14 protein-coding genes and 2 pseudogenes are annotated in these 25,480 nt (G+C 56.2%); 10 read left to right on the forward strand and 6 right to left on the reverse strand.

The annotated features are described in order from the left end of the window. The first annotated feature begins 2 nt into the window (after nt 1-2). The 6 genes and pseudogenes from RB548_RS23920 (at nt 3) to RB548_RS23945 (ending at nt 13,580) form a co-directional block, all read left to right on the forward strand. Entirely contained in the window at nt 3-1,373 is a 1,371-nt protein-coding gene (locus RB548_RS23920; protein ID WP_331375471.1) for an MmgE/PrpD family protein, read from the forward strand. Nucleotides 1,374-1,450: 77 nt separating this feature from the next. Beyond that, a complete protein-coding gene (locus RB548_RS23925) occupies nt 1,451-2,818 on the forward strand; it encodes an aminotransferase family protein (protein WP_408642445.1) in 1,368 nt (455 codons plus the stop codon). Nucleotides 2,819-3,046: 228 nt separating this feature from the next. Then, on the forward strand, nt 3,047-4,444 hold the full coding sequence (locus RB548_RS23930; protein WP_331375472.1) for an amidohydrolase family protein: 1,398 nt from the start codon (nt 3,047-3,049) through the stop codon (nt 4,442-4,444). 478 nt (nt 4,445-4,922) lie between these two features. Next, a complete protein-coding gene (locus tag RB548_RS23935; RefSeq protein ID WP_331375473.1) occupies nt 4,923-11,981 on the forward strand; it encodes a non-ribosomal peptide synthetase/type I polyketide synthase in 7,059 nt (2,352 codons plus the stop codon). 272 nt (nt 11,982-12,253) lie between these two features. Beyond that, nucleotides 12,254-12,908: pseudogene (locus RB548_RS23940) on the forward strand (IS6 family transposase); the annotation flags it as partial. Nucleotides 12,909-12,950: 42 nt separating this feature from the next. Beyond that, nucleotides 12,951-13,580 carry a reverse transcriptase domain-containing protein gene (locus tag RB548_RS23945; RefSeq protein WP_331375759.1) on the forward strand — a complete coding sequence of 210 codons (630 nt, stop codon included), beginning with the start codon at nt 12,951-12,953 and terminating at the stop codon, nt 13,578-13,580. 134 nt (nt 13,581-13,714) lie between these two features. Here the strand turns inward: RB548_RS23945 and RB548_RS23950 are convergent, their stop codons facing one another. The 6 genes and pseudogenes from RB548_RS23950 to RB548_RS23970 all read right to left on the reverse strand — a co-directional run bounded on the left by RB548_RS23950 (nt 13,715) and on the right by RB548_RS23970 (nt 18,939). Further along, a complete protein-coding gene (locus RB548_RS23950) occupies nt 13,715-14,656 on the reverse strand; it encodes a phosphotriesterase family protein (protein WP_331375474.1) in 942 nt (313 codons plus the stop codon). A 139-nt stretch (nt 14,657-14,795) separates the two neighbouring features. Continuing rightward, nucleotides 14,796-14,966: pseudogene (locus RB548_RS23955) on the reverse strand (IS6 family transposase); the annotation flags it as partial. A 100-nt stretch (nt 14,967-15,066) separates the two neighbouring features. Further along, nucleotides 15,067-15,432, reverse strand: a complete 366-nt coding sequence (locus RB548_RS32275) for a GntR family transcriptional regulator (RefSeq protein WP_408642446.1) — start codon at nt 15,430-15,432, stop codon at nt 15,067-15,069. 228 nt (nt 15,433-15,660) lie between these two features. After that, a complete protein-coding gene (locus RB548_RS23960) occupies nt 15,661-15,897 on the reverse strand; it encodes a M81 family metallopeptidase (RefSeq protein WP_331375475.1) in 237 nt (78 codons plus the stop codon). Between the two features lie 184 nt (nt 15,898-16,081). Next, nucleotides 16,082-17,329: an ATP-grasp domain-containing protein gene (locus RB548_RS23965; protein ID WP_331375476.1), complete on the reverse strand. Its 1,248-nt coding sequence runs from the start codon at nt 17,327-17,329 to the stop codon at nt 16,082-16,084. Nucleotides 17,330-18,207: 878 nt separating this feature from the next. Next, nucleotides 18,208-18,939 carry a GntR family transcriptional regulator gene (locus RB548_RS23970; protein ID WP_331375477.1) on the reverse strand — a complete coding sequence of 244 codons (732 nt, stop codon included), beginning with the start codon at nt 18,937-18,939 and terminating at the stop codon, nt 18,208-18,210. A 166-nt stretch (nt 18,940-19,105) separates the two neighbouring features. On the opposite strand from RB548_RS23970, the gene RB548_RS23975 reads away from it, so the two are divergent. The 4 genes from RB548_RS23975 to RB548_RS23990 all read left to right on the forward strand — a co-directional run bounded on the left by RB548_RS23975 (nt 19,106) and on the right by RB548_RS23990 (nt 25,479). After that, on the forward strand, nt 19,106-20,761 hold the full coding sequence (locus RB548_RS23975) for an ABC transporter substrate-binding protein (protein WP_331375478.1): 1,656 nt from the start codon (nt 19,106-19,108) through the stop codon (nt 20,759-20,761). 19 nt (nt 20,762-20,780) lie between these two features. Further along, entirely contained in the window at nt 20,781-21,557 is a 777-nt protein-coding gene (locus tag RB548_RS23980; RefSeq protein WP_331375479.1) for an SDR family oxidoreductase, read from the forward strand. A 30-nt stretch (nt 21,558-21,587) separates the two neighbouring features. After that, on the forward strand, nt 21,588-23,639 hold the full coding sequence (locus RB548_RS23985) for a hydantoinase/oxoprolinase family protein (protein WP_331375480.1): 2,052 nt from the start codon (nt 21,588-21,590) through the stop codon (nt 23,637-23,639). 73 nt (nt 23,640-23,712) lie between these two features. Beyond that, nucleotides 23,713-25,479, forward strand: coding sequence for a hydantoinase B/oxoprolinase family protein (locus tag RB548_RS23990; protein WP_331375760.1), 1,767 nt, complete (start codon nt 23,713-23,715; stop codon nt 25,477-25,479). The last annotated feature ends 1 nt before the right edge of the window (nt 25,480 follow it).

Raw genomic sequence — 25,480 nt, forward strand, 5'->3', positions numbered from 1 at the left:
CTATGTCGCTAACACAAGACGTTGCCAGTACGGTCGCCAGCCTCACCTACGACGAACTGCCGGCAGCAGTAGTCGACAAGACGAAGCTTCTCGTCCTCGACCATGTCGGCTGCATGATCGCGGGAAGCACTAGCCGCGGGGCGAGACAAATGACGCCCTATCTCGCGCGTCTCGATTCCGGTGGTCCCAGCACTGTTTTCGGCACGTCATTATGCTTCCATCCTGCCAATGCCGCTCATGCCAATGCCCACAGCGCCAGCATGCTTAGCCTGGATGATTCCTACGTCCTTTTCGGGCATCCCGGCGCCTCCATTATCCCGGCTGCGCTCGCCGTTGCCGAAGAGGTAAACAGCTCCGGCAAGGAGCTGATCGCCGCGATTGTCGGTGGCTATGAAATGTCGCTGCGCCTTGGCACGGCCATGCGGCCTACCGAAGATCGCGCCCGCCACGTCAACGGTCTTGCGACTTGGCAGATTTTCGGCGCCTGCACGGCAACAAGCCTGTTGCACCGATTCAGCGCCGTGCAAATCGCCGATGCTTACGGACTGACGCCGATGCATGCTCCGCTTCCCTTTGGACGCAAATTCCAATCCCGGCCGATGAGCTTTTTGAAGAACAATTACGGTTGGGCGAGCAAGGGGGCCATCACTGCTGTTGACCTTGTGCGCGAGGGCTTCCACGGGAACCGCACCATCTTCGACGGCGACGACGGCTTCTGGGCCATGGCCGGTTCCGACCGCTTTGAACCCCAGAACATGCTTGACCGGTGGGGAGAACGTTACTTCATCCTTGAGACCGGCTTCAAACCTTATGGCGTCTGCCGCTGGATCCACACCGCGATCGACTGCCTGCGCGCGCTGCAGACACGCCATCGTTTCGGCCATGCCGACATCAGGGGCATTGATGTCGAAACCGTGAGCCAGTTCGTTCGTGACTTTGATGGCCCCTGGCCGCAATCCACCATCGAGGCGGCATTTCATATCCCCTATGCGCTCGCTCTCGAACTGCACGACAAGTCCTCCGCGACCGGCCTCCGCGAAGACGACCTGGCTGACGAAGGTGTTAAACAAACCGCGGCACGGACCAGCCTTTCAACCCTCGCCGGTGCCGATGAGAAATTTTATGCGGAAAGGCTCCTGCCGGCCCGCGTCAGCGTCACCCTTCAGAATGGCAAAACGCTTTCCGCCCAGGCCGACGTTCCAACCGGCGCCCCCGGCGGGCCCGCTTTTGGACAGGCGGAAGTAGAAACGAAGTTCCTCGCGCTGGCTAGCCCCGTCATCGGCGGTATCAAGGCCGCGCGTCTGAAGGAGGCCCTCCTTGAATTGGAGGGCCTCTCCACCCGCGACGCACTGAAGCCTTGCACCATGACGTGATCTCCGCACGGGTGCAAGACCGCAAACAGGCGGCACCCCTTCTTCACACCGCAAACCAATCAGCATGAGGTTGCAAAATGTCCTCTCAGAGTATCGTCCCAGCGAAATCCGTTCAGAAAGGATCTTCCGAGAAGTTCGTCTACGCCAACGCACGCGGGGTCACCGAAACGTTCAATGTGTCGCATGGGAAAGGTATCTTCTTCTGGGATACCAACGGCAAGCGCTATTTCGACGGTTCCTCCGGCGCGGTCGTTGCCAATCTCGGCCACGGGAATGAGCGCGTCCGCGATGCGATGATCGATCAGGCCAATCGCATCAGCTATGTAATCCGTACGGCATTTACCAGTGAATCAACCGATACGCTCCGAAAGTTGATCGCGGACCTCGCCGGACCTGGATTCGATCAGACTTTTCTCGTTTCCGGCGGTTCGGAAGCAGTCGAATCCGCCATCAAGCTCGCGCGCCAATACGCGGTGGTCAGCGGACAGCCGAAACGCCGGAAAATCCTTGCGCGCTTGCCAGGATATCACGGCGCGACGCTTGGCGCCGCTGCTGTCACCGGCGATCCTGACCGGGATGAGATTTTCGGCCCGATCATGCAGATAATGCCTAAGGTGCCAGCGCCACTGAGCTATCGCCTCCCTGAAGGCTTTGATGTCAGTTCCTATGCCGACTACTGCGCGGACGCGCTCGAGCAACAGATTCTTGCGGAAGGTGAGGAGACGGTGCTCGCCTTCATCATGGAGCCGGTCGGCGGTATCGCAACCGGCGCCTTAGTTGCGCCGGATAGTTATTATTCCAAAGTCCGGGAGATTTGCGATCGCCATGGCGTGCTGCTAATCTTCGATGAGGTGATGTGTGGCGCCGGCCGAACCGGAACCTTCCTTGCCGCTCATCATTGGCCAAGCGCCCTGCCCGACATCGTCGTCTGCGCCAAAGGTTTGAGCGCCGGCTATACGCCGCTTGGTGCCATGATCGCTCCCAACAGGATATTCGACAAGGTCGCCGAATCCGGCGGTTTTTTACACGGCCACACCTACTGCGGAAATCCCCTCTCCTCGGCGATTGGTGTCGCGGTTCTCAAGGAGATGCTCGAGCACGATCTGATGGGCAATGCCAAGCGGATGGGCGTCGTGCTGCGCCGAAAGCTCAACGCGCTGAAGGATCAGAGCACCACCATTGGTGACGTACGGGGTATGGGCCTCCTCAACGCGGTTGAGATCGTTGAGGACCAGGCAACCAAGGCAATTTATCCTCAGGCATCCTATCGAGTTTCGGAGATCGCTCGCGAACTTGGGCTTCACATCTACGCGCGCCGCACCGCCAGCGGAAAGTTTGGGGAATGGTTCATGGCAGCTCCTCCGCTCATTACAACCGAGCCGGAAATCGACCTCTTCATAGAGCTTCTCACTGAGACGTTCCGAGTTTTTGAGAGCAAGAGTTGATAACGCGGCCGCCTATCAATAGTTTGCTGATGCAATCCATGTTGGCCGGTGTGCAGGAGCCAATCCCTCTGGCGTCATCGAACCAGCGAGGACTATTCGTGCCAAAGACGTCTATGGTGCAACAGTCCGCGTTAGCACGAACGGCACCAGCTGAAAGAACCGCCCCAAAAGCTACCAAATGAGGTAGTCGCCGCACGACGTGGGATGGCTTCGTCAAAGGTTGAAACAATGTACAAAAAGGTTGAAATAATGCACAAGAAGACCGTCGACATTGTCATCATCAATGGTGATATTTTTACCGGTGACAGAAGTCAGCCTCACTATAGACCGGGGGCCATTGCGATTTCTGATGGCGTGATTGTAGGGATCGGTCACGAGCAAGAGATTCTGTCGGAGTATGATGCAGCGCGCAAGGTCGACGCTCAGGGCGCTATGGTCCACCCGGGCTTCATTGAAACTCATCTGCATTCGACCGGGATGGCCTATCACGGCGCGCCTTTCTCGCCGCTCTCAGGCACTGCCAGCAAAGTGAATTACTCGAGCATGAAAGCGGAGACGGACCCCGACATCACCGCAGCTTATACAGCCGCGGCCGCTTGCTCGATGCTACAACGCGGCTTCACCCTTTACTTCGAGTCAGGGACCGTCTTCGAAACCGATGTGTTTGCCGAGACAATGACCAGGTGCGGCGTGCGGGGAATGGTGACCGCACCATGGGGATGGGACGATATGTCCAACATGACCGATGGATATGGGTTAAACGAGACGCTTATGCGGCGTGCGCCATCGGATGCGAGGCGGGTTATCGATCAGTGCAAGCATGAACTTGCGCGCAATGAGGACGACAACGCATTAGTACGCGGATATGTCGGTCTACAGGGAGGGTCGAGCAGCACAGACGAGCTCATCCAGGAAGCGGTGAGACTCGCCACCGAATCGAACGCGATCTTTTGGCAGCACCAAGCCTTCGACCCCGTCTCCGATGCGGAAGAGCGAAGGAAGTATGGTGACGCGGGAACGGTCCGAATGAGCCGGCTCGGAGGCCTTGGGCCTAACACGACGCTCGCGCATATGAACATGCTTGACGAACCGGACATCGAGCTCATCCTGGCGACGAAGCCGGGCCTGTCCTGGTGCCCCAACAATGCGATGGTCCATCGGATTACTCCACCGCATAAATGCTGGTTCCCACATCTCTACCGAAAAGGGGTAAGTATCTCGCTCGGTGTCGACACAACCATGATCCATCCAATCGGGATCGCGGGCCTCATGGGCCTCTATCTGTCGAGACTGGTTGGGGACAGCCTTAGTGACTCCGATCCATTCTACATGCAGACGATCGATGCTGCAAGAAACGTAGGCCTCGGCGACAGGCTGGGCAGCCTGACCGTCGGCAAGCGCGCTGATGTTGTCATACGGGAAGCTCGCGACATCACCCATTACTCCTGGCGCGACGATATGGGCATCCTGTTGTCACTGTCGTCGTCGATGATCCCGGTCGACACAGTTCTCATCGATGGCAAGGTCGTAATGGAAAAGGGCCGCCTCACGACAATGGATCAGGATGAAATCCTTGCCGAAGCCATGCACCAGCGAGATCTTTTGGCCAACAGGCTCTCCGCCTGAGTATGCGTCACCGAGCTCGAACTCAGGAAAAATGGTCTGCGACCCTTCGATGCTGACTGTCGCATGTTCCGCCCCGTGGACGCATGCGTCACAGCATGCTCCACCACACGCCCTTTGATCGGCGCAACGGTCAAGTCGTCGACGCTTGGCCGTTCACACCCTTCAGCTGCCCTAGGTGGCGTGGGTCGTCGTTACTGAGTGGGGGTCACTTCTACGCTGCCGACGGCTCGCGACGTGTAAAGATATATGAAGCCACTTCAACAATCGCGAAACGGTTTGATGCTCCGCTGTCCACCTTTTTGAATTTTCCCTTCAAAATGTATAACGCCAGTCATCTGTAATTCTTACTTCGAGTGGAATATGTACTCTGTCATATGGCAGGTTCACATAAACGACTGAATAAATCTCCGAAAATTCAGACTATTTCCAAGAGAAGACGGGTAGCATTCTCCGCACAACTATGTGGCTGGAGAAAGCAATGGATCATGTTACGCGTCCGCTGTCGCATGGCCAGATGGGCCTTTGGATACATCATCAAAAACGACCGACCGGTAGCGAATACAATCTGCCAGTTGAGCTGCGCATAAAGGCACCGTTCGACATTGATGCCTTGCGGCGCACGCTTCAATCATTGATCGACCGCCATGAAATGCTGCGCACGACCTTTCATCAGGAAGGCGAGCAGATCTATCAGCGCATTCATGAGACAGCCCTTCTGAGTTTTCGTGTCGTTCGGCTACAAGGTCTTAAAGAAGCCGACTTCCATCACTCCATCGCAGCGGAAGCTCGCTCGCCTTTCGATCTGGAACATGGGCCGGTGTTTCGCGCTCACCTGTTCATCAGGAGTGCGACGGAAGAGGTTCTCCTCCTCAATTTCCATCACATCGTTTCCGACGGTTACAGCATTCGCACCTTCCTGCACGAGTTCGGCGGGCTCTATCAGGCGTTCTGCGGCGATACGGACATGCCGGGTCTGACCACGGCGGCTCCTTACGGGGACTTCGTAGCCTGGCAAGAGCGCCTCCTTACCGGCGACGACGGAGAACGCATGTGGGCCTACTGGCGCAGCCAGTTTGTCGATCATGAGCCCGACCTGGCCCTTCCGACCGACAGACCACGAGCTGCATTTGCCACGCACACTGGGTCAGTTTTCTCCGTGAATATTGAGATGCCGCTGATCGCGCGCTTGGAGCGACTGGCGCACAAAGAAAAAGTGACGCTCGCCACCGTGCTGCTTGCTGCCTTTTATGTCCTGCTGCATCGTTATGGCGACCAGGATGACATCACCCTTTACGCGCCACGCCTCGGTCGTCCGGCAGGAAATTTTTCGGGGGCATTCGGCTACTTTGTGACCCTGGCGGCCCTGCGCCAGGATCTTTCCGGAAATCCCGGTTTCCTCGACCATTTGCAGCGAGTGCGACAGGTCATTCGCGGCGCGCGCAGCCACGAGTATTTTCCTCTTCCCCTGCTGCTGGAGAAGCTCAAGCTCCCCCCTGCACCTGATCGCGATCCGCTCGCGCAAGCAGTTTTCAACTTCATTCCGGAGGCGGTTAGTTCTCTTGGTTTCACGCCATGCGACGTCGACCTCTCCGACTTGCCTGCGCAAATCCGACTCTGCGAGACCGATATCTGGATCGATCTTGATTTTCGTATCCTGGCGGGCAAAGACAGCGTTCGCCTTTATGTCGTGTACAATGCGGATTTGTGGGATCCTAGCACCATTGAGCGACTGGCAAAGCACTATCATTTGTTGCTTGAGGGGATTGCTGATGCGCCAGAACGACAGATCGGCGACTATAGCCTTCTGACGCCAGAGGAGGAGCACCGGCTCCTGCAAGATTTTAACGAGACAGCTGCACCGTTTCTGTCCGATATTTGCCTGCACAACATGATCGAAGCGCAGGCCGCCGCTTACCCAGACAATATGGCTGTCAGCTGCCCGTCGGAGGCACTCAGCTATGCCGCACTTGAGCAAAGCGCAAACAGGCTCGCTCGTCATCTAATTTCAATAGGTGTCGGCCTTGGAGACGTGGTCGGCATTCTCGTTGAGCGTTCTTGCGATCTCATCGTCGGCTTTCTAGCGATCCTGAAGGCGGGTGCCGTCTATCTTCCTCTCGATCCGCAGTTGCCGCCCCAGCGCCTACGCTTCATGGTGCGGGACGCGGGCGCCACTGCGATCGTCAGCAAGGCCAAGCTTCAAGAACACACGTTCGGAAAAGCCCTGTCAGGGCTAAACATTGAAGGTGCGAATGGATGCGCGGTGGTTCTCCTCGACATGGACCACACGGAAATTGCCCTGCATGAAGTCACGCCTCCGCACTGTCCTGCTGGCCCCTCCGATTTGGCTTACGTGATCTATACGTCCGGGTCCACGGGTCAGCCGAAAGGTGTGATGATTGAGCACCGCAGCGTCTGCAACGTGGCGGAGGACCTAAAAAGAACCTATCAGTTGGAGCCGGATAGCCGAGTATTGCAGTTCGCTTCCTGCGGATTTGATGCATCGCTATTCGATTTTATGCTGGCTTTGTCCTCGGGTGGTCGATTGTGCCTTGCGCCCCCATCAGCATCGCTGCCCGGAGCAGAGCTGGTCGAGTTCATGCGCCGTGAGCGCATCAACGTTGCCGGTCTTACACCGACAGCTTGGACATCGTTGCCGTCGACTGATCTTCCTGATCTCACCGTGATCAAGTCAGGCGGAGAGCCCTTGCCGTCGAGCCTCATTCAGCGATGGGGCGAAAAGCGCCGCATCTTCAATTCCTATGGACCGACCGAAGCGACCGTTTACTGTATAAGGACCGAGGTGAGAGCCGACGGGCGAAAGCCACCCATTGGGCGCCCGGCCAGCAATACCCAGGCTTACATCCTTGATCGCTATGGAAATCCGGCACCGATCGGCGCAATCGGTGAACTTTACATCGGGGGCGTCGGCATAGCCCGCGGCTACATGAATCGCGATGAACTCACCCGCCAGGTTTTCCGGGCAAACCCGTTCGATGCTGAGCCGGAATCCAGGCTATACAAAACTGGGGATCGGGCCCGCTATCGGTCAGATGGTACGATTGAGTTCCTGGGCCGGAAAGACGGACAGATCAAAATTCGCGGCATGCGGGTCGAGCTTGCCGAAGTCGAGCAGTGCCTGATGGAGCACGAAGCCGTCAAAACTTGCTGCGTTACGCTGATAGACGGTCCCGATGATAACGCGAGCCTAGCGGCCTACGTGGTGAGGCGAACGGAAAGTTCGGAGGATACCGATGAACTTCAGTCTTTTCTGCGCGCCGCGCTGCCTGGCTACATGGTTCCCTCACAGTTCCTGTTCCTTCCGCAGCTACCGACCAATCGCAGCGGCAAGATCGATCGGCGCGCTCTTCCCGAGCCGAGAAACTCCTCGCGACTAAGGGCAACAACGTTACCCACTGGTTGGCTGCAGACGCAATTGGCTGAGATCTGGAAGAATGTGCTGAAGCTGGACTTCGTCGGCATCGAAGACAATTTCTTCGATGTTGGGGGACATTCCTTGGCCATCGTCCAGGTTCAGGCGCGTATCCACGACCGTTTGGGCATTGATTGCAAGATCCTGGATCTGTTCGAGCACACCACCATAAGGAGGCTCGCTGCGCACTTGGCTGCAATCGAAGCCCCTCCCCGCCTCACTCAGTATCATAAGAAACCAATTGGCGTGGCCGCAAGCAAAAACGAACCCAAACAAGACCGTAATGCTGTTGCGATCATCGGTATGGCGGGCAGGTTCCCGGGGGCGGAGAACGTCGATCAATTCTGGAGCAATCTGGTCGATGGCATAGAGTCCGTCGCAGATCTGGATGAACAGACCCTGCGAGAAGCTGGCGTCGATCCCGATACTTCGGGCAGACCCAACTATGTGAGGCGGGAAGCCATTATCAGCGGAGTTGATCTGTTTGACGCAGCGTTTTTCGCTATCTCACCTAAGGAAGCAGCGTGGATGGACCCGCAACAGCGAATCCTGCTGGAAACGGCCTATCAGGCGCTCGACCATGCGGGATACGGATCGCGTGAGACGGCAGGACGCCGTGTCGGCGTCTTTGCCGGCGTCGGGGCCAATCACTATCTCTCTGAAAGTCAAGCAGTCGGCGACCTGCTGGATTCAGAGAAGTTACAGATCCGCATTCTTAATGGTCAGGATTTTACGGCGACACGCATCGCCTATAAGCTCAACTTGTCCGGCCCCTGCGTTTCAGTTCAGACTGCCTGTTCCACTTCGTTGGTTGCTGTCCACCTCGCTTGTCAGAGCCTGCGCAGCAATGAGTGCGATATGGCGCTAGCAGGCGGTGCATCGATTTCCCTGCCTCATGGAAAGGGCTATCTCCATCAACAAGGCCACATCTTGTCTCCTGACGGGCGCTGCCGTGCGTTTGATGCTAAGGCACAGGGAACCGTGAGAGGCAGCGGGGCTGCGACCGTTGTTCTCAAGCGGCTGAGCGATGCCTGTAGAGATGGCGACTATATCTGGGCAGTCATAAAGGGGACCGCCATCAACAATGATGGCGCCGCCAAAATAGGGTTCACCGCCCCCAGTGCAGCCGGACAGGCAGCGGTAATCCAAGCTGCCCTCGCCGATGCTGAGGTCTCTGCGGACACCATTGGCTACGTGGAGGCGCACGGTACGGGAACCTATCTTGGAGACCCCATCGAAATCTCCGGCCTGACCAAGGCTTTCCGTTCCCACACTGCGAGGAATCAATTCTGCGCAATAGGTTCGGTGAAGACAAATGTTGGCCATCTCGACGCCGCAGCGGGTGTAACGGGATTGATTAAGCTCGCCACAATGTTGAACAAGGGCATCATTCCCGCGAGCCTCCATTTCGACAAGCCCAACCCAAACATCGACTTTCAGGAAAGTCCGGTGTTCGTAACCACGGCTTGCACCGCTTGGCCCAAAGGTCGCGAGTCACGCCGCGGCGGGATCAGCTCATTTGGCATTGGTGGCACGAATGCGCACGCGATTCTGGAGGAAGCTCCGCCGCCCAGCAGTGAACAAAGCGGTCGCAGGCTACAAGTTTTTCCAGTGTCGGGTGCGAGCGCCTCTGCACTGACCGAAATGCTGCGGCAACTGGCAGCTTTTATGCGCCGAAGCGATGTTCAGCACAGCGCAGCAAATGTCGCACACACCCTGCAACAGGGTCGAGCCGCTCTCAGATGTCGCACAAGTTTCGTCGGATCCGATTTGGTGGAATTAGCCGACCAATTCGATCAGGCGGCACTGAATGTGGGCGCATCGGGGGAAGCGTCAAGCAGTGAACATCGCATCGTATTCATGTTCTCAGGCCAGGGCGGGCAACAGCTTGGAATGGGTCGGGAGCTCTATGAAGAAGAGCCGGTATTCCGCAATGCCATCGACGAATGCGCAAACTGGCTTAATGAGCTCGCGCATGTTGATTTCCGCCCCCTGCTCTACTGCGAAGGCAAATCTGATGGCGAGCTTGAGCCTCAGCTGGAAGCCGTCATACAGCCTGTCATCTTTGCTACGCAATATGCAATGACGAAGCTCTTCATGTCATGGGGTATTACCCCTGCAGCTGTGATCGGCCACAGCATCGGCGAATATGCAGCCGCTCACTTTGCGGGCATTATCTCGTTACCTGACGCCATTCGACTGACACTAAAAAGGGGACAGTTAACGTCGCGTGTGCCTGCTGGCGGGATTGTTGCAGTCAGCCTATCGCCGGAAGAGCTCCAGCCCTATTGGAACGAACGCCTTTCATTGGCGGCAATAAATGGTCCACGTCAGTGCGTCGTTTCGGGGGCCGCATCCGAGATTGAAGCGTTTCATGAGCGACTGCAGGCGAAATCTATTGCGAGCAAACGAATACGTGGAAGCCATGCCGTGCATTCATCTCTACTCGATCCGATCTTGTCGGAGTTTAGGATTTATGCAGAACAAGTCGATTTGCACGCGCCGCAAGTATCTTTCATGTCGACGGTACTCGGTGACTGGCTGGAGGCGGACGTGCCGCCTGATGGCAACTACTGGGTCCGTAATCTGCGAGAGACGGTGCAGTTCCATCTGGCTTTTGATGGACTGGTGCAATCAGGCTATGAGTTGTTCATTGAGATGGGGCCTGGCGCAGCCTTGTCCACGCAGTTCAAGTCGAAAGGCAACCTGCGCAGCCCCCTCACCTTTTCGGCCTTGCCAGGAGGCGACCATGGCCAGGGCGATCGCCGAAGACTGCTACAGACATTGGGCAAAATCTGGACATGCGGCGTTGCCATCGATTGGTCTGGACTGCACGATCATGTGCCCCGGCGCACCCCGCTCCCGCCCTATCCTTTTGATCGCCAGCGGTACTGGTTCGATGCGGTCGCCACTACCAAGGAGCGTGGACAAAATACCGGTCTGAATCGGGCTAACACTGCGGGCACATCCGTCGATGATCCGACTAAGAACGAAGAACAACGCAGCTCGATTGTTGCTCAGTTGTCTGCTGAGGCGGCTTTAGACCGCCAAATTGCGGCGGTCTATCGGGACATTTTGGGTTTGGATGACGTTGCCCTGACCGACAGCTTCTTTGATCTTGGTGGCGATTCGTTGAGCGCTTTAAGCGTCATCGATCGCATAGAGCAACTTACCGACGAGAGATTGGCTGTCTCCCTGCTGCTAGAATACCAGACACCAAGAGGGCTCGCGATGGCTCTATCGAAGACACGTAGAGCGCGTCCGAACGCATTGGTGCCGCTACAGACCGGCGGTTCGCGGGCGCCTCTGTTTTGCCCTCACCCTTTTGGGGGACATGTGCTGCTATATAAGCCTCTTGCTACTGCACTTGGTACAGAGCAGCCGCTCTTCGGCCTGCAGGCGCGCGGTCTGAACGGTGAGGCACGACCTCACCTGAGCATTCCGGAGATGGCGCGGGAATACGTTGAGGCCATCAAGAGCGTACAACCGTGCGGCCCCTATCAGCTCGTCGGCTTGTCCATGGGTGGTAGCATTGCTTGGGAAATGGGCTGCCAATTGCGCGATGCTGGTGACGAGGTAGCAATAATTGGGCTGCTCGATGCCAAAGCGCTTCACAAGGATGAAGAGCACACAAGCAGTCGGTATCATCGCTTGCTCGGCAACCGCCGTATTCCTGACTGGGTGAGCGAGCAAGCGGTCATATTGAGTGTCCTTTTTCCCGCGCTCAAGAAACATTGGCGAAAGCTGAAATCCATCAAACGTGAGTGTCAGGTTATGGCACTGCTGGATTTCGGAGTGCAAGCAGGCAACGTACCCGACATGGGCGAAACGCAGCTCAATAATATCCTGGCAGTTGCCGAGGCAAATAAAATTGCGCTACGCGAATATACGCCTCGGTTCAACGACAGCAGGTCCGTTCTTTTTGCAGCCAAGAAGGGGCTGCGCACATCAACTAATGAACCTGATGGCGATCTTGGGTGGAAGCAATTCGCGCGGGCGCGCCTGGAAATTCATGAGGTGCCCGGTGACCATTACACGATGGTCGCTCCACCTCATGTACGCTTTCTAGCAACGAAGCTCAAAGATTATCTCAATCGAAAGGACTAAGCGACGGTACCAGCAGCGGATCGCAAAAGCCGGACAGGACCGGTGACCCCACCTGTTGCAGCAGATCCTTCAAGTAAGTTTATAGAAACTTTGCCACCGCGGATCGCTGACGATGGTACGTTCACCACAACGTCTGACATCCGGCACGACTGAAATAGCTCTGCCGATGTACGCTCAGACCGCCGCACAGCGCAACGTCGGAGTCAACGGCCAATGGCAAGAAGAGCGTACGCCTCCGGCGAAGGCCGTCTTAGCCGCCATTCGACCAATCTGTGATCTTGCTTTGCATTCGCTGGTATCTGGCCTACGGACCGAGCCTACGCGATCTTCGAGAAATGATGGCGGAGCGTGGCATTAGTGTCGATCGATTCAACGATCCATCGCTGGGTCATTCATTTCGCGCCGCTGCTGATGGAACGCTTCAACCGGCACAAGCGCGCCGTGACCGGCAAATGGCATGCGGACGAAACCTACATCAAGGTGCGCGGGCGATGGATGGACCTCTATCGCGCCATCGACAGCGTCGGCGACACCGTCGAGTTCTGGTTCAGTGAATACCGGGATTTGTCGGCCGCCAAGCGTTTCTTCACAAAAGCGTTGGCACGCCATGGCCGTCCCGATCGCATCGTCATCGACGGCAGTCAGACCAACCGGGAAGCCATCGCTTCCTACGATGCCAGAAGTCGATTGCAGGATTGCTCCCGGCGCCGGTCGAAGCCGATCCGCATCCGCCAAAGCCAATACCTCAATAACCGCATCGAGCAGGATCATCGGCGCATCAAGCGCCGGGTGCGGCCGATGCTCGGTTTCAAATCGACGCACGCCGCCGCAGTCACCCGGTCTGTCATCGAGATGGTCCACATGATGCGCAAACGACAGGCGCGGTACGCCTTCAATCCGAACCCGTCTCTCGCCGAGCAGTTCGAATCCTCGCTGCCGCATGAGGTTGCCACCACTCTGGCAAATTCTCTGACCAGACAAAACTTTGCAACGGAACCAGATGGAGCGGTCCATCCGAACGACGAAGGAACTCCACAAGGGGGATCGATCAGCGTGCTGATGAGCAACCTGTTCTTGCACTATGGACTCGACCTCTGGTTCGAGCGCGCGGTGAAGGTCCGGTTGCGGGGCGAAGCCCGGCTGGTGCGCTATATCGATGATTTTGTGATCTGCTTCCAATATCGTGAGGATGCGCACCGCGTTCAGAAGGCCTTGCGTCTTCGGTTGGGCAAGTTCGGCCTTACTCTCGAGCCGACCAAGACTAACTTGGTCGAGTTTGGTCGATTCACGCAGCGACGCGCGGGCAAGCGCGGCAGGAGGCGCCCGGAAACAATCTACTTTCTCGGCCTGACGCTGTGCTGCGTAACCGAAAGCAACTTCAAGGTGGGGATGCGCACCGAGAACTCTCGGCTAAAGCGCAGCCTTCTGTCTCTGCAGGAGCTGATGCGGCGCATACGGCATTACAAATTCAGTGATCAGGTCGCGGAAATAAACCGCGTCCTGCGCGGCCACTATGCCTATTACGGCGTCGCCGGAAATCTCCGGTCGCTGATCAAGATGTACCAGGTCGTGGAACGTTACTGGCGCAGAATGCTGTGAACCAACTGCCGAAGAGCGCGGTGCGGGAAATCCGCATACTGCGTCCTGTGGGAAACGGGGGCGGGTGACCGCGTGCACCGGTGGGCGGCGTCTCGAGGCGTCCCCCTATCTCGATCAATCTGCAAACATGAGAGCTATTTCGGTGATCTTTTCGGCAGAAACTCACCGGCAAAGAAGCGTCGCGGGTTGTCCACTAGCATAGATTCGACGTCCGACTGGCTGACACCTCGGGCGTGCAGCATTGGGATAAAGTCGGTAAACAAGTAGGTGTGGGCCTGATAGAGTCCTTGTGACTTGAGGTATTCGATCTTTGCAAGATACGCGGCAGTGACCGGTTTAACGAACTTACCGAGCCTACAGCAGTTGCGGTCCATGCTCATCATGATCTGCGTGCGAAAGCCGTTGCGCACAAGTGTCGCTATGTTATCTGCGCGGACGTCGTCCGGTCGATAGTAGAACAATCCAATTTGATCGAAGCCGACGTAAGAGCCAGCATCGACAATGCGGCGATGGTACGCGGGATCGACGTTACAGCAGCTATGGCCGATCAGGCAGCGATGGGCGGGGACACCGCCAGCCGCAAACAGTTGCTGCTGTTCTGGCCCTGCGCAGCCGTCTGTCGTGTGAGTTATGATCGGCACCCCGGTTGCTTTATGGGCTATGCAAGCGGACTCAAGGAACTTCTTCTCCTGCGCGCTAATAAACGCGCCAGTCGCGACCTTAATGGCCCCGGCCTTCACACCGGTATCGCCGATGCCTTGGGTGATCTCGCGCACGTAAAGCTCTGCGATCTCATCGACGGCACGTGCGCGCCAGTAGATGGGTAGCCCCAGTTCCTCGTAGTAGAACCCGGTGGTGCACACGATGTGTACGCCGGATTTTTCGGAAACCTCCTTCATCGCTTTAACGTCACGGCCGAGTTCGATCGGACAGGGATCAACGAAGGTGTTCACGCCATGCTCGGTGCGGAGTTTCACCAGACGTCGAACTGCCTCCTCGATGAATTCCGAGCGGTTGAATTTCACGAGCGGATCGAACTGCGCACCAGGAAAGGCGATGAACAGATGCTCGTGCATAAGTGTGCGACCTAGAGTCTCGACAGGGATCGGCCCTGTTGCTGTCTGAACCCTCATGGCTTTGTCCTCTCTGTAAGCTACACGTTGCTTGGCCAAATGGAGCGCTGCTACGGGGTCTCGATGGTGAGCCTATGACAGCGTGTTGCGGAAGAAACTGGAACAGGTTGGCAATCGGATCATGGATGGAAACGAAAAACTGAAGCTGACGTGCAGCCTTGAAGCGTTTCATGATCGTTTCCCGCCGTCGGGTCGGCTGCTGCGAATTTTCCGCTCGATTATTGAGGCCTTTGTGCGACCGGTGCTCGACACCGGGCGGTGGCGACGATAGAGCGGATCACGAGCAACTTCTGACATGGCCCATCCTTCAAGATTGACGCGGATCTTCGTGATTTCCCCCAAATCTGAGCGCCCTAGGCCACAATGGTCTTTGGACCTGCCATCGACAGGCTTTCCTCGGACACGAGGCGCGTGACTGCCTCTCGGACGGGCGTAACGCTGACGCCCAGTTGAGAGGCTATAGCGCGGTGCGTGATCTTCTCACCCGGCCCATACACGCCGCATCTGATGCTTTCACGCACTATCCCGTATACCCTATCGGACAGGGTCGTCGTCTGTGGATGTTCGCTCAGATCTTTCATTAGTAGGCGCACCGCCGACGGCGCGAGTTTGCCGTCATCAACGAGGACTAAATTGTTCGCGCATTGACAGCAATGTCCTCGCCTTGACCGGTTGGGAGTCGCTTCGATGTTGGCGTGCGAATCGTCAGTCGAAGTCATCGTTCAGTTCGCCATATCGGTCCAGGAACATGCCAAAGGCATTCTCCAACGCAACGGCATCTTTATCACCAGGCGCGGCCAGTTTACCGTGTCGATGGCCAATCCCGAAGACGAGTTGGCCCCACGGCGTCAATTTCAAACTCAGCCGTGGACATCGATCCATGCAGGTCGAGGACAATCGCATCGGAGGCGAGCTTCTTGAGTTCCTCGCCCCAGAACTGGCGTTGCTCAACATAGAAACCTTGATCGATGGCGCCGCGGGGCGACCATCGAATCTGAAATGGGAAGGATTTCAATATCAGCGCGTTCAATCAGGGCGTCGACAATCCCGCCGAGCGTGGTGCCATTTCCCTTGGCCGCCTCAATCACAGTCTCGCCGCGAACGACCGTGATATCTGCGGCCGCTGTCGCAGGAGCATATCCGTGCGATTCATGAAACAGACGTCCGACTGCTATGCGCTTCATAATCTTATATTTCCTCCTGAATGTCAGGCTTTGGTCGCTAGCGACTTCGCGGCTATTTCACCGGGTTAGCGTGCAAGGACGTATGGCTGCGTTTTATGCTGCGGTTTCAAGTTCACGGTGCGGATGGGGCTGGGCGGGTGGGGACTCGCAACAGGGTGTGCGCCGGGGACAAGCGCTTGATTTCTTAAGGGGCCACAAGCCGCTCCTGTTCGCCAGGCGTCGAAAATGGTGTAATCGACCAGTCGATTAAGTCAGCAGCACGCTGTAGTATTGTCTCGGTTTCAGCAAAGCTGGGTGAAGCGGCGATGACATGTCCGATGTAGTCTCGCAGATCGCCGTTTATGATGATCGGCGTCTCGGGTTGAACATAAAATTTGACCTCGACGACACCTGGTACAGCAGCCGCCTCACTGTCGCCACCGATCCATTCGAGGGTGCCATCGCGATCCGGAATTAGATACCGCACAGCCGCAGTGTGTGAATGCCTTCTGCGCAGATCCAATTCCTCGCCGATGACAAGCTTGATGTGCTCGGTGATGAGGTCGACGCCGCAAGCCAGTTGAACCCGTTGAGAAGTTGTTCCACCATGAAGCCGCGGATTGACTTCAATCACCACTGGGCCATGCTTCGTCCACCGGATTTCAACGCCCGTCGGTCCCCAGCAAAGGCCGAGAGCTCGCAAGCAACTCATCGAAACGTCGGCAATGCTCACATGCTCATCATCCGTCAGCGGGGCCGGAATGATGCACTCACGAGAGATGAAGTAGGGTGGAGGGCCGAAATCATTGGTCCCAATCCCGATAACTTCATTTCCCATTATTTCAACGGTATAAAGAGGGCCTTGTGCGAATTCTTCCACCAGGATCCTCGGCAGCGACTGCCATATGTGCTTCCCGCCCAAGAGATAGGTCGTATGGTCGGCTAGCTCTTCGAGGGTGCCGCACAATCGGACGCCGCGGCTCCCGGTGCCTACGGCTGGCTTAACAATCACCGGCAGCCCGATTTCCGCGGCAGCGCCTTCTACATCCCTCGCATCCTTTACCAAGCGATAAGCAGGTATTGGAACGCCGGCCTCCGCGAGAAGCTGACGTTGGGTGAATTTGTCGCAGCATCGCTCAATGGATGTGGGGTTCGGTCCCGGCAGATCGAAATGGCGGCAGAGCTTGCCCACTGTCGCATAGAACGAGTCCCCGACGGACGTAATGCCAGCAATGTCATAGGCTGCATGCAGCCGGGAGCATTCGCGGATCAGTGTTTCGAGATTGGCTGTATCGACGCGGATTGCCTCAATTCCTTCGGCCCCTAGATAGCCGTACTGAGCTGGATCAGCCGACAGGACAATTGCATGAAGACCAAGTTGCAGAGCTGCGTGGACGTATAGCGGACCATTATACCTTGAACCTTCAAGCAGGATGAGCGCTCTTTTTGTCATTGGGCGTTGACTCCGGCGTTGCGTGCTGTGCGGCGGTCTGAGCGTACATCGGCAGAGCTATTTCAGTCGTGCCGGATGTCAGACGTTGTGGTGAACGTACCATCGTCAGCGATCCGCGGTGGCAAAGTTTCTATAAACTTACTTGAAGGATCTGTTGCAACAGGTGGGGTCACCGGCCCTGTCCGGCTTTTGCGATCCGCTGCTGGTACCGTCGCTTAGTCCTTTCGATTGAGATAATCTTTGAGCTTCGTTGCTAGAAAGCGTACATGAGGTGGAGCGACCATCGTGTAATGGTCACCGGGCACCTCATGAATTTCCAGGCGCGCCCGCGCGAATTGCTTCCACCCAAGATCGCCAGGATGTGTTGCAAAGTTTTTGGTAACGAGGGGTATGGCATTGGGCTCCGGTGTTCGCGACAGCCCTGGCGTGAAGCCGGATTTCGACGACCCGTCCCTGCCACGGCAGTCAGCCACCCGGCGCATGTAGTGGCTGTGGATGCGGCCGGTTCGACAGTCGCAGGAGCGACAGCGCGATTCTGTCGCCTTCGGCAGGGGCTACAAGCACTACCTTGTCGGCCTGTGGGAGAACTTGGACAATCGAAGCTCGGGCGAAACCAGCGAACGGAAGGCATGGAGCGCGGGCGAATCACCGGCGTCGACTGCGATTCCGACTCTACGGACTCATTCGCACCGCCCGTGAATCTCGGCCCCTACACCAAATATGCAAAAGATCCCCAGATTGTCGCGCTATAAACTGCGTCGAGTGCCGCCGATATAGACCGCGGGTTTTCACGAGCCTTCTTCGTTCAAGGCCGACAGAGCGTATCAGTTTTCTGGTTCCCGTGGTGCAGCCTTAGCGGTTCACTCCAGGGCGGACGATCAGGGGACCGAAGCAAGTCTCAGTGACCGCTGCAGTGACACAAGGATCTGAGTACATCCATCTCGAATATCGGCCTCCACCGCAAACCGCAAAGCCTTCGGATCCCTTTTTTCCGCCGCCGCAATGATAGCGTAGTGGTGACGCACACCTTTCTTACTTTCGGCGAATTCGGGATAAAGGCCGTGCATTGACGGCCCGGCTCTCAGCCATAGACTATCAATCATCTGCACGACCCGCTCCCATCCAGATCGATTGTAAATCAGAAAGTGAAAGTGCCAATTGGCATTCAAAACGTCTTTGAAATGCTTGCTGTCGAGGTTTTCGTTGATTGTGGTCTGTAGTTTAGCTAGTGTCTTGCAATCAGCAGATGTTAGATGAGGCGCTGCCCTCTCCGCTGCCATTCCTTCTAGGGCCAATCGAGAATGTAATAGTTCGTCCATGGCCAATTCGGTCAAAGGGGGAATGACAACAGTCTTCGGGCCTTCATTTACAAGAGCGCCTTCCGCCAGGAGCCGATTTACGGCGTCGCGCGCTGGTGTGGTACTCGTCTCCAAGGCCGCCGCAATCGCACGGATAGTCAACTTTTCTCCAATCGGAAAAGCTCCACTAACAATACTCTGCTTCAAGCTGCGATAGGCGGCATCTCCCAGGCTACTGTGTTTTGGTAGTGGATCCACAGCCTCCGCCACTCCTATCTTGGGCTGCTTGGGTTTGACATTGAATTTCACCATCTCAATAACCGATCACTCTCGTGTAGAGACTACAAGCATAATGTATGTTGCTCAATGCGCCTTCCGCCCGGTTCCTTGGCATTTAGCCTTTCCCTCTCGACATTTAGTAACCTAAACAAGCTCCGCGCGCCATATTTTTGTTGCACCAAACATCAAAAAAATGTCAATGGTTGTGAACCAAGAGACGATGGGCTCATTAAATAAATCAAAAACGGGAACAGGGATGCGCGCAATTTCGAGGCGACAAACGCTGAAAGCTTCAGGTTCCGCTGGAGCAGTGATCGCGGCGGCTCAGCTCCCCGGACGCGCTCATGCAAATATCGAGCAAACGCTGAGGCTGGTCTGGCCGTATGATGCCAACTCCTTGGATCCTCTAGGGATGGGCGTTCAACGATCAACATGGACTGTCAGCCTGCACGTCTACGACCGGCTTCTCCGCTATGATTTGGTCAAAGATGAAAGCGGGCGTTCCGTATACAATCCCTCGAAACTTGTTGGGGAGTTCGTGGCTAGCTGGCACGTCGTCGATGACGGGAAAGCTGTCGATTTCCATATTCGTGAGCACGCGCAATTCCACGATGGCAGCCCGGTCACAGCCGAAGACGTCCGCTGGTCAATCGCCCGAGCCATGAGGGCCTCTGCTGCTGCGGCAGGTCTCTTCTCTGCCACAGGAATCAAAAGTGAAAGGCAGCTTCAAGCTGTGAATGAGCGGCCATTCCGTCTGTCGCTGCCTACCGCTAGCAGATATATCATCCCCTACGCGGCGATCTTCAACAAAAATTTGGGTCTTAAACATGTGACCGAAGGTGACCCCTGGGCATCCGAATGGCTTAAGACCAATAGCGCAGGCGGTGGCGCATATAAGGTTAGCAGCTTTCGCCCAGAGCAAGTTGTGCTCACGCTGAACGAGAACTGGCGCAACGGCTTTAAATCCTTGATTGGGCGGATGTTGTTCCAATCGGTGCCAGAAGCGACAATGCGAGTAGCTCTTGTTGAACGTGATGCTGCAGACGCAGCTATGGAAATCCCGCCTGCAGACTCCGATGCAGTTGCGGCATGGGGCAAGGCGCAAGCGTTGGCTGTCGCCATGCCCAACCAAATGGAATTTCTTGGGTTAAACTCAGGCTCGGCTCCATTCAACAATACCGCAGTCCACCAGGCAGTTGCCTGGGCGCTGCCATATGACGACATTTGCCAGAAAATATACCAAGGCCGTGGAAAGAAGCTCTATGGATCCAACACCCCGCCCATCGGTGGAGAGTTTCCGCAACTCACAGTATTCAATACCATTATTGAGAAGGCGAAAAGCCTCTTGGGTGGTGCAAGTGGATTTACAGCATCGCTGATCTACTCGACCGGTAAGGCAGGCTACTTCGACCAAGTGGCGCTGGCAGTGAAAGAGAACCTGTCCAAAATCGGGATACAGGTCAATATTGGGCGCCTACCTGGCTCCCAATTCGATGAGCGTATCGCAAAGCGGACTTTTGACGTGCTTGTGGAGAATAGAACCTCCTGGTTCAGCATGCCAGATTATTGGATGCGCACCTATTACACCGGGACCGGGACAAATATTCTCGGTAACTTTCAAAGTACCGTACTTCAGGACATGTTGAACAAACTACGGGGTGACGCGAGCGAGTCCGAGTACGCAGCGCGCACTAAGGAAATGATCGAACTAGTCTTGGACGAGGTGCCGCTCATCCCCACTAAGTCCCAGGATCCGCAACATCCCTACACACAGTCCTTGGTGGCAGCGGTCCCGGCATTCACACCCCGGGCCGATCCCGACGACTCAATGAACAAGGCAAGCATCATCCACTAACCGAGTGAGGAGAAAACTGTTGTCAGGCGTTTCAGACGACCATCGTGTGCTCGTAACTGCGGGCGCGAACGGAATTGGCTTGGCAATCGCCAAGGTGTTCCTGAGATCAGGTGCCCAAGTTTACGTTTGCGATATTGATCCCGATGCGCTCGAGAGAGCATCTCGCGAATATCCTAGCCTGAAGACCTGCCGCGCCGATATCTCGTCCGTGTCAGACGTCGACGAGCTAGCTCGCATCATCGAAGGCGAATTGGGCGGCATCGACACACTCGTAAACAATGCAGGAATCGGAGGACCGAGCAAGTTCGTCGAGGACCTCAGCGATGACGACTGGGCTGGCGTGTTTGCTGTCAACGTCACAGGCACCTTCAACGTCGTGCGACGCTTCGTGCCTAAAATGAAGGAACAAAAGAAGGGGTCAATCATCAACATCAGCACGACATCCACCCGGACAGGGTTGCCGAAACGAACCCCATACGTCGTCTCAAAGTTCGCGATCGAAGGCCTGACGAAGAACCTGACCCGCGAGCTCGGTCCTTTCAACATTCGTTGCAACACGATCTCGCCAGGATCGATCGAGAACGAGCGGGGGCGCATGCTCATGCAGAAGCGAGCCGAGAGCCACGGAATCCCCTACGAGGAGGCCTTACAGCAGAGACTCTCCTTTATCTCCATGAGAACAAAGATAAATCCGACTGAGATCGGGGAGATGGCTCTCTTCCTATCCTCGGAAGGAGCCAAACATGTCACCGGACAATGCGTAAGCGTCTGTGGCAACGTCGAGTGGGAAGACTAACAGGCCTATCTGTTTCGGAGGGATAAACGTATGTGGCTAGCATGTGACACCGGCGGAACATTCACTGACCTTGTGGTCGAGTCAAACGGTGTTTGGCAGTCGTTCAAATCACCGACAGTCGCGGCAGATCCCGTGAGAGGAGTGCTCGATGTGCTGGACGTGGCGGCGACGGGATCCGGACGCTCGCTTAAGGATTTTCTTTCTGAAGCTGAGGTATTGGTTCACGCCACCACCCATGCGATCAATGCTGTGCTCACAGGCAACGTCGCTAAAACGGCGTTGCTCGTCACGGAAGGCCACCGCGACATTTTGACTTTGCGGGAGGGCGGCCGACCAGATCCCTTCGACCATCGTACTCGCTACCCTAAATCGTTCATCTCCCGTGACTTGGTATTTCCTATCCGAGAGCGTATCGATTCTGATGGATCGATCTTTAAAGCATTGGACGAAGATCAGGCCATCAGGGTAATTCATCGCCTCAAAGAGAAGAAGATCGAAGCATTAGCAGTTTGCCTGCTTTGGTCAGTCGCGAATGCTCAACACGAGCTACGCGTTGCAGAGCTCGTCCGCCAACATTTGCCAGACGTCCCATTCACACTCTCGCACCAGATCAACCCGACGCCACGGGAATTTCGTCGGGCTGTCTCCGCTGCAATTGACGCATCATTGAAGCCAATGATGCTCAACTACTTCGGTGGGCTAGTTTCACGGCTTGCCGACGCGGGCTTCAAGGGAAAGGTTCTTGTTGTCACGTCGCAGGGGGGTGTCATGGAGGCGGCTGATGTAGTCGATGCCCCGATCAATCTGGTCAATTCCGGACCATCGATGGCCCCAATTGCCGCGCAAGCATACGTCAGCATGGATGACGACACAAGGGATATCATCGTGGCAGATACCGGAGGGACGACATTCGATGTCAGTGTGGTTCGCAGTGGGCGGATCCCCTTGACCCGTGAGCTGTGGATCGGCCAACCAATTCTAGGCCTCCCTACCGGATATCCTTCCATCGACGTCAGAAGCGTAGGAACCGGAGGCGGCAGCCTTGCGAGGATAGACGCCGGAGGCATGCTTCACGTGGGTCCTCAAAGCGCTGGCGCGAGGCCCGGCCCCGCGTGCTATGGACACGGCGGCCTTGAACCCACGGTGACCGACGCTGCCCTCGTCTTGGGTTACATTGATCCAGACTTTTTCCTTGGTGGTAGGATGCGGCTCGACCTGAAAGCGGCAGAACGGGCCATGGCGAGCATCAATGGTGACGCGACTTCCATAGAATCAACAGCCGCATCCATCATCGCCTTGGCTACCGAAAACATGACTCAAGCCATCTTTGATATAACTGTGAAACAGGGTGTAGATCCGTCGAAAGCGGTTATGGTGGGCGGTGGCGGAGCGGCCGGTCTCAATGCGGTATTTATTGCGCGTCGCTTGAAATGCGCTCGACTCATAATTCCTGAAACCGGAGCAACCTTGAGCGCCGCCGGCGCGCAAATCTCGGACTTGAAGGGCGACTATCGGGCAAGCGCGTTCATGAGCACCGAGCGGTTCGACACCGCGGCTGCAGATAGGATCCTCGATTCCCTTGAGGTCCAGTGCCAAAAATTTGCGGAGCGTTCAGGCGCTCTTCCAGAAAAGACACGTTTAAATTTCACGGTTGAAGCAAGGTACGCGGAGCAGGCTTGGGAAATCGAGGTGGGCTTACCGAGGACACGGTTTTCTAGCGAAGGGTCCCTTCAGGGATTTTTGCAGGCGTTCCACGATGAACACAGGCGTCTGTACGGTTTCGCCGACCCAGACAGTGCAGTAGAAATTGTTGGGTGGAGAGCATCAATCGCTTGCGAACTTCGTGATACTCGACCAGTTCGACTTAAGAAGGACAACGCTGCGCGCCACCGCTCAGTGACGCGCAAAATCACTCTCCCGGATCTAACGTCATACGAAGCCGGTGCCTACGATTGGAATTCCCTTCCAATAGGGAAGTACCACCGAGGTCCAGCAATCGTGGAATCAGCATTTACGACGGTCGTCGTCGACGATGCGGACTTCCACGTCAATGCCTCCGGCAGCCTCGTCATCAATTTATAGGAACAATCCACAGATGCTAAATGGTTCACAACTTGCCATCTTGCGAAGCCGTGTCGATGGCGTAGCGAGGCTTATGTCAAATGTGGTTTTGCGGGCCGGGCGCTCGGGCGTCCTCAATCGCGCGAAGGATCTTTCATGCGCAATCGTCACGGCTGACGGAGAATTGCTCAGCGCAGCCGATAGTCTTCCAATCCACGTCTTAAGCGGACCAGACTTGATGGCTAAGGCGATGATGAGTTTCCATCCAGAGTTACGGCCAGGCGACGCATTTTTGCACAACTCACCTTATCATGGCTGCAGCCATGCAGCGGATCATACAATCCTTGCGCCGGTGATCGATGCAGAGGGTGTTCACCGATTCACAGTCGTCGTGAAGGCCCATCAAGCAGACATTGGAAATAGCGCACCCACCACCTATTTCGCGACTGCTAAGGATGTATACGAGGAGGGTGCTCTTCTATTTCCGGCAGTTCGCGTCCAAAGCAATTACCAAGACATAGACGACATAATCCGAATGTGCCGCCTGAGAATCCGCGTGCCAAACCAATGGTACGGTGACTATCTGGCCATGGTCGGCGCCGCCCGCGCGGGGGAACAGGAGCTCCTCGCCCTTGGTGCTGAAATTGGCTGGGATGTGATTAGCGAGTTTCAGACCCAATGGCTGGAATACAGCCGCACCCGGATGCTTGAAGCAATCGCCAAGCTCCCGGAAATGGTTTCAAGTGGTCAAAGCCATCACGATCCGATGTTTGGAACACCTCCGACCGGAGTTGATGTCGCTGCAACGGTAGTGATCTCCCCTAACTCCGGACGCATTACGGTCGACCTGAGAGATAATATTGCGGCGATGAACTGCGGGCTGAACGTCAGCGAGGCCTGCGCAAAGACCGCTGCGATGATTGGCGTGTTTAACTGCTTAGATGCAGAGATACCAAAGAATGCTGGTAGTTTTAGTTGCATCGACGTCCTAATTGAAGACGGCTCGGCAATCGGTGGCGCAAAGCATCCAAACAGTCTTTCCGTTTCCACAACCAACTTAGCCGACAGGGTTGTGGCGGCGGTGCATATGGCTCTTTCAAAGATCGTACCAGAACAGGCTGTAGCGGAAATCGGCGCGGTCAACCCTCCTCACAAAGGCGTTATATCAGGAACCGACCCGCGAACGAAAACTCCTTTCATAAACCAGCTCTTTCTAGGTAGCACGGGAGGCCCTGCATCATCCTTTGGCGATGGCTGGTTGACCTATTCACACGCTGGAAATGCAGGAATCTCCTTCGTCGAAAGCGTGGAAATGACGGAAATGCACCATCCTCTACGGATATTGTGCCGCGAATTGGTCCCGGATAGCGAGGGCGCCGGTTGCTTTACCGGCGCTCCGTGTCTGGAAGTGGAGTTTCAACCCACTTTGTCGCCGATGACCTTGGCCTACGTCAGTGATGGCACTTTTAGTGCCGCGCAAGGTGTGTGCGGTGGTCTTGCGGGAAGCACCGCAGCACAACACGTCCGCGACGAGGCGGGACATCTGAATGAGATTGCTCCAGTTGGGCAGATGACGGTCAAACCGCAACAATCTATTCTTTCACGGACCGCCGCAGGTGGTGGATATGGAGACCCGCTTGATCGGGAATGCGATCAGGTACTTCAAGACCTCGCCAGCGGACTACTCACTTTAGAGCGTGCTGAATCAATATACGGAGTTGTTGCGCGAGAGGGCGTGTTGGACGAACGCGCGACGGCAAAACTTCGCACTGTTAAGGGCTCGAACGAGAACGCTGGCAGCGACAAATCTACACCTGACAGATTGGCCGGTCCGATGGAGGCTACCGATGGCACTCTATGAA

Origin of the sequence: Sinorhizobium chiapasense, assembly GCF_036488675.1 — a bacterium.
GTDB lineage: Bacteria > Pseudomonadota > Alphaproteobacteria > Rhizobiales > Rhizobiaceae > Sinorhizobium > Sinorhizobium chiapasense.

Bases quoted from the DNA above. Each gene is read 5' to 3' on its own strand.
- RB548_RS23965 (WP_331375476.1), bottom strand. From the start codon at position 17,329: ATGACAAAAAGAGCGCTCATCCTGCTTGAAGGTTCAAGGTATAATGGT.
- RB548_RS23960 (WP_331375475.1), bottom strand. From the start codon at position 15,897: ATGAAGCGCATAGCAGTCGGACGTCTGTTTCATGAATCGCACGGATAT.
- RB548_RS23990 (WP_331375760.1), top strand. From the start codon at position 23,713: ATGTCAAATGTGGTTTTGCGGGCCGGGCGCTCGGGCGTCCTCAATCGC.
- RB548_RS23970 (WP_331375477.1), bottom strand. From the start codon at position 18,939: ATGGTGAAATTCAATGTCAAACCCAAGCAGCCCAAGATAGGAGTGGCG.
- RB548_RS32275 (WP_408642446.1), bottom strand. From the start codon at position 15,432: ATGACTTCGACTGACGATTCGCACGCCAACATCGAAGCGACTCCCAAC.
- RB548_RS23975 (WP_331375478.1), top strand. From the start codon at position 19,106: ATGGTTGTGAACCAAGAGACGATGGGCTCATTAAATAAATCAAAAACG.
- RB548_RS23950 (WP_331375474.1), bottom strand. From the start codon at position 14,656: ATGCACGAGCATCTGTTCATCGCCTTTCCTGGTGCGCAGTTCGATCCG.
- RB548_RS23925 (WP_408642445.1), top strand. From the start codon at position 1,451: ATGTCCTCTCAGAGTATCGTCCCAGCGAAATCCGTTCAGAAAGGATCT.
- RB548_RS23935 (WP_331375473.1), top strand. From the start codon at position 4,923: ATGGATCATGTTACGCGTCCGCTGTCGCATGGCCAGATGGGCCTTTGG.
- RB548_RS23985 (WP_331375480.1), top strand. From the start codon at position 21,588: ATGTGGCTAGCATGTGACACCGGCGGAACATTCACTGACCTTGTGGTC.
- RB548_RS23920 (WP_331375471.1), top strand. From the start codon at position 3: ATGTCGCTAACACAAGACGTTGCCAGTACGGTCGCCAGCCTCACCTAC.
- RB548_RS23930 (WP_331375472.1), top strand. From the start codon at position 3,047: ATGTACAAAAAGGTTGAAATAATGCACAAGAAGACCGTCGACATTGTC.